The 11,385-nt window shown below is 61.6% G+C and carries 10 protein-coding genes; 7 read left to right on the top strand and 3 right to left on the bottom strand.

The genetic code is table 11. The annotated features are described in order from the left end of the window. The first annotated feature begins 266 nt into the window (after positions 1–266). The 7 genes from glyA to fdhA all read left to right on the top strand — a co-directional run bounded on the left by glyA (position 267) and on the right by fdhA (position 9,346). The gene (glyA, locus tag PMI26_RS01380) at positions 267–1,520 is read left to right on the top strand and encodes a serine hydroxymethyltransferase (protein WP_007980421.1); all 1,254 of its coding nucleotides are present in this window, start codon (positions 267–269) and stop codon (positions 1,518–1,520) included. Positions 1,521–1,543: 23 nt separating this feature from the next. Continuing rightward, entirely contained in the window at positions 1,544–2,794 is a 1,251-nt protein-coding gene (locus tag PMI26_RS01385) for a sarcosine oxidase subunit beta (RefSeq protein ID WP_007980419.1), read from the top strand. A 14-nt stretch (positions 2,795–2,808) separates the two neighbouring features. Next, the gene (locus PMI26_RS01390; protein WP_007980417.1) at positions 2,809–3,138 is read left to right on the top strand and encodes a sarcosine oxidase subunit delta; all 330 of its coding nucleotides are present in this window, start codon (positions 2,809–2,811) and stop codon (positions 3,136–3,138) included. After that, positions 3,135–6,152 (top strand): sarcosine oxidase subunit alpha, encoded by a 3,018-nt coding sequence (locus PMI26_RS01395; RefSeq protein ID WP_007980415.1) that lies wholly within the window; start codon positions 3,135–3,137, stop codon positions 6,150–6,152. The genes PMI26_RS01390 and PMI26_RS01395 overlap by 4 nt, the downstream gene beginning before the upstream one ends. Before the next feature lie 130 nt (positions 6,153–6,282). After that, a complete protein-coding gene (locus PMI26_RS01400) occupies positions 6,283–6,915 on the top strand; it encodes a sarcosine oxidase subunit gamma (protein ID WP_007980412.1) in 633 nt (210 codons plus the stop codon). 153 nt (positions 6,916–7,068) lie between these two features. Next, complete coding sequence (gene purU, locus PMI26_RS01405; protein ID WP_007980409.1) at positions 7,069–7,926, top strand: formyltetrahydrofolate deformylase; 858 nt, start codon at positions 7,069–7,071, stop codon at positions 7,924–7,926. Between the two features lie 220 nt (positions 7,927–8,146). Next, positions 8,147–9,346, top strand: coding sequence for a formaldehyde dehydrogenase, glutathione-independent (fdhA, locus tag PMI26_RS01410; RefSeq protein WP_007980407.1), 1,200 nt, complete (start codon positions 8,147–8,149; stop codon positions 9,344–9,346). Between the two features lie 43 nt (positions 9,347–9,389). Here fdhA and PMI26_RS30185 read toward each other — a convergent pair whose 3' ends face one another. The 3 genes from PMI26_RS30185 to PMI26_RS01420 all read right to left on the bottom strand — a co-directional run bounded on the left by PMI26_RS30185 (position 9,390) and on the right by PMI26_RS01420 (position 11,341). Then, positions 9,390–9,878: a DUF3757 domain-containing protein gene (locus tag PMI26_RS30185; RefSeq protein WP_007980404.1), complete on the bottom strand. Its 489-nt coding sequence runs from the start codon at positions 9,876–9,878 to the stop codon at positions 9,390–9,392. A gap of 165 nt (positions 9,879–10,043) precedes the next feature. Then, positions 10,044–10,718: an anti-sigma factor gene (locus tag PMI26_RS01415; protein ID WP_007980402.1), complete on the bottom strand. Its 675-nt coding sequence runs from the start codon at positions 10,716–10,718 to the stop codon at positions 10,044–10,046. Next, positions 10,715–11,341 carry a sigma-70 family RNA polymerase sigma factor gene (locus tag PMI26_RS01420; RefSeq protein WP_007980395.1) on the bottom strand — a complete coding sequence of 209 codons (627 nt, stop codon included), beginning with the start codon at positions 11,339–11,341 and terminating at the stop codon, positions 10,715–10,717. The genes PMI26_RS01415 and PMI26_RS01420 overlap by 4 nt, the downstream gene beginning before the upstream one ends. Between the last annotated feature and the right edge of the window lie 44 nt (positions 11,342–11,385).

Raw genomic sequence — 11,385 nt, 5'->3', positions numbered from 1 at the left:
GCTCGCGATGGCGGCGGGTCAGTCGACATCAATGTTGAATGTGATGCCGCTATCGCGAGCAAGCTCGCTCCCACAGGGGATCTGCGCTGGATCGACTGTCGTGTTTGGCCTGCCATTTCTTCCCATGTCGTAAACGCACCTTTGCGTGGCGCCCGTAGGCATTTGACGACTCCAAGCCAGTCATACCATCGCTACCAAAGGGCACTGCCGAAAAGCCAGTGCCTCACCGAGACGAATGGCGCACCGCCGCCGCTGGGAGAGACGCGATGTTCAGCAAGCAAGACCAGATCCAGGGTTACGACGATGCACTGCTGGCGGCGATGAATGCCGAGGAGCAACGTCAGGAAGATCACATCGAGCTGATCGCGTCGGAGAACTACACCAGCAAGCGCGTGATGCAGGCCCAGGGCAGCGGCCTGACCAACAAATACGCCGAAGGTTACCCGGGCAAGCGCTACTACGGTGGCTGCGAGCACGTCGACAAGGTCGAGGCGCTGGCCATCGAGCGCGCCAAGCAACTGTTCGGCGCCGATTACGCCAACGTCCAGCCGCACTCCGGTTCCTCGGCCAACAGCGCCGTGTACCTGGCCCTGCTGCAAGCTGGCGACACCATCCTCGGCATGAGCCTGGCCCACGGCGGTCACCTGACCCACGGCGCCAAAGTGTCGTCCTCGGGCAAGCTGTACAACGCCGTGCAGTACGGCATCGACACCAAGACCGGTCTGATCGACTACGACGAAGTCGAGCGCCTGGCCGTCGAGTGCAAGCCGAAGATGATCGTTGCCGGCTTCTCTGCCTATTCCAAGACCCTCGACTTCCCGCGCTTCCGCCAGATCGCCGACAAGGTCGGTGCGCTGCTGTTCGTCGACATGGCCCACGTTGCCGGTCTGGTTGCCGCCGGTCTGTACCCGAACCCGCTGCCTTATGCCGACGTGGTCACTACCACGACCCACAAGACCCTGCGCGGTCCGCGTGGCGGCCTGATCCTGTGCAAGGCCAACGAAGAAATCGAGAAGAAGCTCAACGCAGCAGTTTTCCCGGGTGCCCAGGGCGGCCCGCTGATGCACGTGATCGCCGGTAAGGCGGTGTGCTTCAAGGAAGCGCTGGAGCCTGGCTTCAAGGCTTACCAGCAACAAGTGATCGACAACGCCCAGGCCATGGCCGGCGTGTTTATCAAACGCGGCTACGATGTAGTGTCCGGCGGTACCGACAACCACCTGTTCCTGGTCAGCCTGATCCGTCAGGGCCTGACCGGCAAGGACGCGGATGCCGCCCTCGGTCGCGCCCATATCACTGTGAACAAGAACGCTGTGCCGAACGATCCGCAGTCGCCGTTCGTGACCTCCGGCCTGCGCATCGGCACCCCGGCCGTGACCACGCGCGGCTTCAAGGTGGCCCAGTGCGTCACGCTGGCCGGCTGGATCTGCGACATCCTCGACAACCTCGGCGATGCCGATGTCGAGGCCAATGTCGCCGAGCAAGTGGCAGCCTTGTGCGCGGACTTCCCGGTTTATCGCTGAGTGCGGTTTTGGAGTAAATGACTATGCAACGCTACTCGGGCTTCGGCCTCTTCAAACACTCTCTCAGCCACCATGAAAACTGGCAGCGCATGTGGCGCACGCCGACCCCGAAAAAGGTCTACGACGTGGTCATCGTCGGCGGTGGCGGGCATGGCCTGGCCACGGCTTATTACCTGGCCAAGGAACACGGCATCACCAACGTGGCCGTGGTCGAGAAAGGCTGGCTGGGCGGCGGTAACACCGCGCGCAACACCACCATCGTGCGCTCCAACTACCTGTGGGACGAATCGGCCCACCTGTACGAACACGCGATGAAACTGTGGGAAGGCCTGTCCCAGGACCTGAACTACAACGTGATGTTCTCCCAGCGTGGCGTCTACAACCTGTGCCACACCCTGCAGGACATCCGTGATTCCGAGCGTCGGGTCAGCGCCAACCGCCTCAATGGCGTGGACGGTGAACTGCTGGATGCCAAGCAAGTGGCCGACGAGATCCCGTACCTCGACTGCTCGAAAAACACTCGCTACCCGGTGATGGGCGCAACCGTCCAGCGTCGTGGTGGCGTGGCCCGTCACGATGCCGTGGCCTGGGGCTTTGCCCGGGCCGCCGATGCCCTCGGCGTGGACCTGATCCAGCAGACCGAAGTGATCGGTTTCCGCAAGGAAAACGGCGTGTGCATCGGCGTGGAAACCAACAAGGGTTTCATCGGCGCCAAGCGCGTCGGCGTGGTGACTGCCGGTAACTCCGGGCACATGGCCAAGCTCGCCGGTTTCCGCCTGCCGATCGAATCCCACCCGCTGCAAGCACTGGTGTCCGAGCCGATCAAGCCGATTATCGACAGCGTGATCATGTCCAACGCCGTGCACGGCTACATCAGCCAGTCCGACAAGGGCGACCTGGTGATCGGCGCCGGTATCGACGGCTACAACGGCTACGGCCAGCGTGGTTCGTACCCGGTGATCGAACACACCATCCAGGCCATCGTCGAGATGTTCCCGGTATTGTCCCGCGTGCGCATGAACCGTCAGTGGGGCGGCATCGTCGACACCACGCCGGATGCCTGCCCGATCATTTCGAAAACCCCGGTACCGAACATGTTCTTCAACTGCGGTTGGGGCACCGGTGGCTTCAAGGCCACACCTGGCTCGGGCAACGTGTTTGCCGCAAGCCTGGCCAAGGGTGAAATGCACCCGTTGGCCGCACCTTTCTCCATCGACCGTTTCCACAACGGTGCGTTGATCGATGAACACGGCGCTGCTGCGGTTGCCCACTAACAGGAGAAATCCCCATGTTGCATATCTTCTGTCCTCACTGCGGCGAACTGCGCTCCGAAGAGGAATTCCATGCATCCGGCCAGGCGCACATCCCGCGCCCACTGGATCCGAACAGCTGCACCGACGAGGAGTGGGGCGACTACATGTTCTTCCGCGACAACCCGCGCGGTCTGCACCACGAGCTGTGGGATCACGTCGCCGGTTGCCGTCAGTACTTCAACGTCACCCGCGACACCGTGACCTACGAGATTCTCGAAACCTACAAGATCGGCACCAAGCCACAATTCACCGACAAGACCGATAGCCCGAAAGCGGCCAGCACGGCTCTGGGAGAGAAGGTATGAGCCAGATCAATCGCCTGTCCAACGGCGGACGGATCGACCGCAACAAAGTCCTGAGCTTCACCTTCAACGGCCAGAACTACAAAGGCTTCGAAGGCGACTCCCTGGCCGCTGCACTGCTGGCCAACGGCGTCGACATCATCGGTCGCAGCTTCAAGTATTCCCGTCCGCGCGGCATCTTCGCCGCCGGTGCCGAAGAGCCGAACGCGGTGCTGCAGATCGGCGCCACCGAAGCCACGCAGATCCCGAACGTGCGCGCCACGCAACAGGCGCTGTATCAAGGCCTGGTCGCCACCAGCACCAACGGCTGGCCGAGCGTGAACAACGACATGATGGGGATTCTCGGCAAGGTCGGCGGCAAGCTGATGCCGCCGGGCTTCTACTACAAAACCTTCATGTACCCGCAATCGTTCTGGATGACTTACGAGAAGTACATCCGCAAGGCTGCCGGCCTGGGCCGCTCACCGACCGAGAATGATCCGGACACCTACGACTACATGAACCAGCACTGCGACGTGCTGATCGTCGGTGCTGGCCCTGCCGGCCTGGCGGCTGCACTGGCGGCTGCGCGCAGCGGTGCCCGTGTGATTCTGGCTGACGAACAGGAAGAGTTCGGCGGCAGCCTGCTCGATTCCCGCGAAAGCCTCGACGGCAAGCCGGCGACCGAGTGGGTCGCCAGCGTCATCGACGAACTGAAGAACACCCCGGACGTGCTGCTGTTGCCGCGCGCCACCGTCAATGGCTATCACGACCACAACTTCCTGACCATTCACGAGCGCCTGACCGATCACCTCGGCGACCGCGCACCGATTGGCCAGGTGCGTCAGCGCATTCACCGGGTTCGTGCCAAGCGTGTGGTGCTGGCGACCGGCGCTCACGAGCGTCCACTGGTCTACGGCAACAACGACGTGCCGGGCAACATGCTCGCCGGCGCCATCTCGACCTACGTGCGTCGTTACGGCGTGGCACCGGGCAAGAAGCTGGTCTTGAGCACTAACAACGACCACGCCTACCGCGTTGCCCTGGATTGGCTCGATGCCAGCCTGCAAGTGGTGGCCATCGCCGACGCCCGCAGTAACCCGCGTGGTGCGCTGGTGGAAGAGGCGCGTGCCAAAGGTATCCGCATTCTCACCGGCAGCGCCGTGATCGAGGCTCGTGGCAGCAAGCGCGTGACCGCTGCCCGTGTGGCCGCCATCGACGTCAAGGCCCACGCCGTGACCAGTCCTGGCGAATGGCTTGAATGCGACGTGGTGGCCAGTTCCGGTGGTTACAGCCCGGTGGTTCACCTGGCTTCGCACCTGGGTGGCAAGCCGATCTGGCGTGAAGACATCCTCGGTTTCGTACCGGGCGAAGCACCGCAGAAACGCGTATGCGTCGGTGGCATCAACGGCGTCTACGGCCTTGGCGATTCTCTGGCTGACGGTTTTGAAGGTGGCGCCCGCGCCGCTGCCGAAGCCGGGTTCCAGACGATTGAAGGTGTGTTGCCAAAAGCCCTGAGCCGTCTCGAAGAGCCGACCCTGGCGCTGTTCCAGGTACCCCATGAAAAGAACACCGCACGTGCGCCGAAGCAATTCGTCGACTTGCAAAACGACGTCACCGCCGCCGCCATCGAACTGGCGACCCGCGAAGGCTTCGAGTCGGTCGAGCACGTCAAGCGCTACACCGCACTGGGCTTCGGCACCGATCAGGGCAAGCTCGGCAACGTCAACGGCCTGGCCATCGCCGCCCGTTCGCTGAACGTGACCATCCCGCAGATGGGCACCACCATGTTCCGTCCGAACTACACGCCGGTGACTTTCGGTGCCGTGGCCGGTCGTCACTGTGGGCACATCTTCGAGCCGGTGCGTTACACCGCGCTGCATCAATGGCACCTGAAAAACGGCGCCGAGTTCGAAGACGTCGGCCAGTGGAAACGTCCATGGTACTTCCCGAAATCCGGTGAAGACCTGCATGCCGCCGTGAAGCGCGAATGCAAAGCCGTGCGCGACAGCGTCGGCCTGCTGGATGCTTCGACCCTGGGCAAGATCGATATCCAGGGCCCGGATGCGCGCGAGTTCCTCAACCGCGTCTACACCAACGCCTGGACCAAGCTTGATGTGGGCAAGGCGCGTTACGGCCTGATGTGCAAAGAAGACGGCATGGTGTTCGACGACGGCGTGACGGCCTGCCTGGCCGACAACCATTTCGTCATGACCACCACCACCGGCGGCGCAGCTCGCGTGCTGCAGTGGCTGGAGCTGTACCACCAGACCGAATGGCCGGACATGAAGGTGTACTTCACTTCCGTCACCGACCACTGGGCAACCATGACCCTGTCCGGGCCGAACAGCCGCAAGCTGCTCAGCGAAGTCACCGACATCGACTTGAGCAGCGAAGCCTTCCCGTTCATGACCTGGAAAGAAGGTTTGGTCGGCGGAGTGCCGGCGCGAGTGTTCCGGATTTCGTTTACCGGTGAACTGTCGTACGAAGTCAACGTGCAAGCCGACTACGCCATGGGCGTGCTGGAAAAAATCGTCGACGCCGGCAAGAAGTACAACCTGACGCCGTACGGCACTGAAACCATGCACGTACTGCGGGCCGAGAAGGGCTTCATCATCGTCGGTCAGGACACTGACAGCTCGATGACCCCGGACGACCTGAACATGGGCTGGTGTGTCGGTCGCACCAAACCGTTCTCGTGGATCGGCTGGCGCGGCATGAACCGTGAAGACTGCGTGCGTGATCAGCGCAAACAGCTGGTTGGCCTGAAGCCTATCGATCCGAACAAATGGCTGCCGGAAGGTGCGCAACTGGTGTTCAACACCAAGCAAGCCATCCCGATGACCATGGTGGGTCACGTGACTTCCAGTTACCTGCACAACTCCCTGGGCTATTCGTTTGCCATGGGCGTGGTCAAGGGCGGGTTGCAGCGGATGGGCGAGCGAGTGTTCGCACCGCTGGCCGACGGCAGCGTGATCGAGGCGGAAATCGTTTCTTCGGTGTTCTTCGATCCGAAAGGCGAACGCCAGAACGTGTGACACCACAGTACCTGTGGGAGCGTGGCTTGCCCGCGATGGCGTCAGACCAGATAACACAACTGTGACTGACGAATCGCTATCGCGGGCAAGCCCGCTCCCACAGGGATTACGAATTCAGGAAAGGTGCTTTATGACCGCAGCCAATGTTTACCAACAACGCCCAACCTCCGGGGCCAAGGCCGAGTCGTCGTTGCATCATGCCGACCTCGCCAGCCTGGTGGGCAAGGGTCGCAAGAACGCCGGCGTGACCGTGCGTGAGAAAAAACTCCTCGGCCACCTGACCATTCGTGGCGACGGCCACGATGCCGCGTTCGCCGCCGGTGTGCACAAGGCCCTGGGCATCGAATTGCCGGGCGCACTGAGCGTCATCGTCAAAGGCGAAACCAGCCTGCAGTGGATGGGGCCGGATGAATGGCTGCTGATCGTGCCGACCGGTGAAGAACTGGCCGCCGAGCAAAAACTGCGCAAGGCGCTGGGCGATTTGCACATTGCAATCGTCAACGTCAGCGGCGGCCAGCAACTCCTCGAACTGAGCGGTCCGAACGTGCGCCAGGTGCTGATGAAGTCCACCAGCTACGACGTGCACCCGAACAACTTCCCGGTGGGTAAAGCGGTCGGCACGGTGTTCGCCAAGTCGCAACTGATGATCCGTCACACCGCCGAAGACACCTGGGAACTGCTGATTCGTCGCAGCTTCTCGGACTACTGGTGGCTGTGGTTGCAGGATGCTTCTGCCGAGTATGGCCTCAGCGTTCAGGCTTGATCACACCGCCACTGTAGGAGCGAGCTCGCTCGCGATGGACGACAACGATAACGCGCACTTCCTGGATCAACGCGTTGCCTTCAAGTCCATCGCGAGCAAGCTCGCTCCTACAGGGGAAGCGTCGTTTACAGATCTCACAGGAGTCACCGCACCATGAGCCGCGCCCCAGACACATGGATTCTGACCGCCGACTGCCCCAGCGTCCTCGGCACCGTGGACGCGGTGACCCGCTTTCTGTTCGAGCAGGACTGCTACGTCACCGAGCACCACTCTTTCGATGATCGGCTCTCGGGCCGTTTCTTCATTCGTGTGGAATTCCGTCAACCCGACGGCTTCGATGAGCAATCATTCCGCGCGGGGCTCGCTTCACGCGGTGAAGCCTTTGGCATGATCTTCGAACTGACTGAACCGAACTACCGGCCGAAAGTGGTGATCATGGTCTCCAAGGCCGATCACTGCCTCAACGATTTGCTTTATCGCCAGCGCATCGGCCAATTGTCGATGGACGTGGCCGCAGTGGTCTCCAACCACCCGGACCTCAAACCACTGGCTGACTGGCACCAGATTCCGTACTACCACTTCCCGCTGGACCCGAACGACAAGCCGGCGCAAGAGCGTCAGGTGTGGCAGGTGATCGAAGAGTCCGGTGCCGAGCTGGTGATCCTTGCGCGCTACATGCAAGTGCTGTCGCCAGAGCTGTGCCGCAAGCTCGATGGCAAGGCAATCAACATCCACCACTCCCTGCTGCCGGGTTTCAAGGGCGCCAAGCCCTATCACCAGGCCTACAACAAGGGGGTGAAACTGGTGGGCGCCACGGCGCATTACATCAACAACGACCTTGATGAAGGCCCGATCATTGCCCAGGGCGTCGAGGCAGTGGACCACAGCCATTACCCGGAAGATCTGATCGCCAAGGGGCGGGATATCGAAGGGCTGACGCTGGCGCGGGCGGTGGGTTATCACATCGAAAGAAGAGTGTTTTTGAACGCCAACAGAACGGTCGTTCTCTAGATTTTTGGGGCCGCTTCGCAGCCCATCGCGAGCAAGCTCGCTCCCACAGGTTTTGTGTTGTTCACAGATCTTGTGTCCACCCCCGATCCACTGTGGGAGCGAGCTTGCTCGCGATGGGGCTCTGACAAGCAACACAAGACACACAGGCAATAACCCGAGCACTCAACGCGTTGCCTGCCTGGGCGACGCGGTTCCATAAAAACAACAGCGAGGTGAAAGCATGTCTGGCAATCGTGGTGTGGTGTATCTCGGCGCTGGCAAGGTCGAAGTACAGAAGATTGACTATCCGAAAATGCAGGACCCGCGCGGTCGCAAGATCGAGCACGGGGTCATTCTCAAAGTGGTTTCCACCAACATCTGTGGTTCCGACCAGCACATGGTGCGCGGGCGTACCACGGCGCAAACCGGCCTTGTTTTGGGCCATGAAATCACTGGCGAAGTGATCGAGAAGGGCAGCGACGTCGAGAACCTGAAAATCGGCGACCTGGTGTCTGTACCGTTCAACGTGGCTTGCGGGCGCTGCCGTTCCTGCAAGGAAATGCACACCGGCGTGTGCCTGAGCGTCAACCCGGCCCGCCCGGGCGGTGCTTACGGTTATGTCGACATGGGTGACTGGACCGGTGGTCAGGCGGAATACGCCATGGTGCCTTACGCCGACTTCAACCTGCTGAAACTGCCGGATCGCGACCGTGCGATGGAAAAAATCCGCGACCTGACCTGCCTCTCCGACATCCTGCCGACCGGCTATCACGGTGCCGTGACTGCCGGCGTTGGCCCAGGCAGCACTGTGTACATCGCCGGTGCCGGTCCGGTCGGTCTGGCGGCGGCGGCTTCGGCTCGCCTGTTGGGCGCGGCGGTGGTAATCATCGGTGACGTCAACACCGTTCGCCTGGCCCATGCCAAGGCCCAGGGCTTCGAGATCGCCGACCTGTCCCTGGACACGCCGCTGCACGAACAGATCGCCGCACTGCTGGGCGAACCGGAAGTGGATTGCGCCATCGACGCCGTCGGCTTCGAAGCCCGTGGCCATGGCCATGACGGCGTGAAACACGAAGCGCCGGCCACCGTGCTCAACTCGCTGATGGGCGTGGTGCGTGTGGCCGGCAAGATTGGCATCCCCGGCCTCTACGTGACCGAAGACCCGGGCGCTGTCGACGCTGCCGCGAAAATGGGCAGCCTGAGCATCCGTTTCGGCCTGGGCTGGGCCAAGTCCCACAGCTTCCACACCGGCCAGACCCCGGTAATGAAGTACAACCGCGCGCTCATGCAAGCGATCATGTGGGACCGTATCAACATCGCCGAGGTGGTGGGCGTTCAGGTGATCAGCCTGGATCAGGCTCCGCAGGGTTATGGCGAGTTTGATGCGGGCGTGCCGAAGAAGTTTGTGATCGATCCGCACAAGATGTTCAGCGCGGCGTAAGCGTCGGGTAAAAAAGGGCGACCGAGGTCGCCCTTTTTTGTGTTCAATGACCTGTTGGGGGCGTGGTCAGGAACTTGTAGTTGAATTCACATTCCTTTTGGACAAGTGACTCGCATTGCGCGAAGTAGTTGGCTTTATGGGAGGCGCCGGCCTGTTCTTTAAAGGGCTGAGGCTTCCACTTCGTCCCGTTGACGGGTGCCCACCCATTGAAGGAATACAGTGTCATTCGGGCACCCGCGTCATCGCCGTCACCCTCGTAATCACAGGACACCACATCCCAGTTTCCTTCGGAGCTGACAGTCCGGTAGAGCGCACGTTTGAACACGAAGGTTTCAAGATCTCCTTCCTCGGCCATGGGGTTTTCGCCTACCCAGAGGCGGCCATTCGGGCCGGGAGCGGAATAGCTATAGCCTGGCCCATCTTCCTTTTGTGTGATGCTTTCAGCTGACGGACACACAGCGATTGCTGCCAGGGCGTTAGTTGTGAATACCGACAGTAATACGGCGCTTGCCGCGAGTGTTTTACGTATCATGATGTACTCCTTTACATGGTTTTGAGTAGTCATGTTGGAGGAGGATGGATGCGGTGTGTACTGTCGGTATTGATAGGTTTGCGTGGCGTTTCGAGATAACGGCCAGGGTGATAGTCAGGGAAAGGAAAGGCACAAGGCGCGCTCATGAAGCGCGCTTTGTTCGCGTCAAAGCAAAACCAAAGCACCTTGATAAAGGACGGGGCCAGTCGGTTTCCCGGTCGGTGAGCCACCCTTCGCTTCAAGGCTGACCGCCAGCGCAATCGGCTTGCCGATCAGCGCTTTCTGCGCCTCGCTCAATTCGACCTTGCCTTTGCCGTTCGGCGGAATCACTCCGAGGGAAATCGGTTTGCCGTCCGCCGGTATCGCCCACAATTCCAGGCTGCGATCCGGCCCGATTGCGGCCAACGCCAGTGGCTCGACCTGCAGGTAATCCTCGTGGGCCTGCACGCGCAATGCCGGCTGCGCGTCGGCGCTCACCAGCGTGGCGCTGTAGCGGGCGTCGTCGGGGAGGTAGAGCACACCGAGCGTCACTGCGATCAGTAGCGAGCCAACCGCCGCCGTCACTCGTAGCCAATTCCAGAACGGACGCTTCTCTGGCACGTGCAGCACTTGTGGTTCGATTCGCGCGGTAATGCCTTGCCAGACGCGATCCGGCACCGGCTGCTCCGGCAGGGCATCGGTCAGGCTGACCAGGCTTTCCTGCCACTGTGCCAGTTCTGCGCGCAAGGCCGCATCCTCCATTAGCAGCTGTTCGAAACGCCGGCGCGCGGTGGCAGGCATCAGGCCAATGGCATAGTCGGCGGCGAGGGCGCGGCGCAGGGTCGGGGTTCGATAGTTCATGATTCAAGGCACCTGCGCAGACGTTCCATGCCGCGGCGGATCCAGGACTTCACCGAGCCCAGCGGCGCGGCCAGGTGTTCGGCCAGCTCGGAGCACGACAGTCCCTGGAAATAGGCGACGGTAATCGACTGGCGCTGCATGCCTTCGAGGCTGTCCAGGCAACGGTTCAAGGCGCTGGCTTCGCGAGCACTGTCCAGTTGCTCGTGGGCCGATGGGCTTTCATCCACGAGCCTCTGTTCTTCGAGATCGCTCAATGGCCGATCGCGGTGTTTGCGCAACTGGTCGATGGCCTGGTGACGGGTGATGTTGATCATCCAGGTCAGCGGCGCCGACAGATGCGCTTCGTAGCGCGATGCATTGTTCCAGATGCGTACGAAGCTCTCTTGCAACACCTCTTCGGCCAGGTCCGGACGACCCATGAAGCGCAGCGCTACCCCGTGCAGGCGCGGGGCGACACTGCGGTACAGCGTCTCGAAGGCGCGGCGGTCGCCCAGTGAACACTGGGCCAGCAATTGCCTGAGCTGATCGGCGTCGGCGATGGGAATGGCGGTTCTCCCGGAAAGCGGGGCAGGTGGCCGGTTGCAGGCAGAGGTTAGTTCACGGCGTGCAGTTGTTCCATTCACGGCGAACACCTCGGGCGAACCGCCGCCCCCGATGTGCGGGAGCG

The organism is Pseudomonas sp. GM33 (assembly GCF_000282295.1).
Taxonomy (GTDB): Bacteria; Pseudomonadota; Gammaproteobacteria; order Pseudomonadales; family Pseudomonadaceae; genus Aquipseudomonas; species Aquipseudomonas laurylsulfatiphila.
Note: the sequence above shows the minus strand (reverse complement) of the source record. Positions and strands in the feature narration are given on the sequence as shown.

What these genes read in the sequence shown, in the direction of transcription:
- PMI26_RS01385 (WP_007980419.1), top strand. Translation starts at nt 1,544, where the DNA reads ATGCAACGCTACTCGGGCTTCGGCCTCTTCAAACACTCTCTCAGCCAC.
- PMI26_RS30185 (WP_007980404.1), bottom strand. Translation starts at nt 9,878, where the DNA reads ATGATACGTAAAACACTCGCGGCAAGCGCCGTATTACTGTCGGTATTC.
- PMI26_RS01390 (WP_007980417.1), top strand. Translation starts at nt 2,809, where the DNA reads ATGTTGCATATCTTCTGTCCTCACTGCGGCGAACTGCGCTCCGAAGAG.
- PMI26_RS01415 (WP_007980402.1), bottom strand. Translation starts at nt 10,718, where the DNA reads ATGAACTATCGAACCCCGACCCTGCGCCGCGCCCTCGCCGCCGACTAT.
- glyA (WP_007980421.1), top strand. Translation starts at nt 267, where the DNA reads ATGTTCAGCAAGCAAGACCAGATCCAGGGTTACGACGATGCACTGCTG.
- purU (WP_007980409.1), top strand. Translation starts at nt 7,069, where the DNA reads ATGAGCCGCGCCCCAGACACATGGATTCTGACCGCCGACTGCCCCAGC.
- PMI26_RS01395 (WP_007980415.1), top strand. Translation starts at nt 3,135, where the DNA reads ATGAGCCAGATCAATCGCCTGTCCAACGGCGGACGGATCGACCGCAAC.
- PMI26_RS01400 (WP_007980412.1), top strand. Translation starts at nt 6,283, where the DNA reads ATGACCGCAGCCAATGTTTACCAACAACGCCCAACCTCCGGGGCCAAG.
- fdhA (WP_007980407.1), top strand. Translation starts at nt 8,147, where the DNA reads ATGTCTGGCAATCGTGGTGTGGTGTATCTCGGCGCTGGCAAGGTCGAA.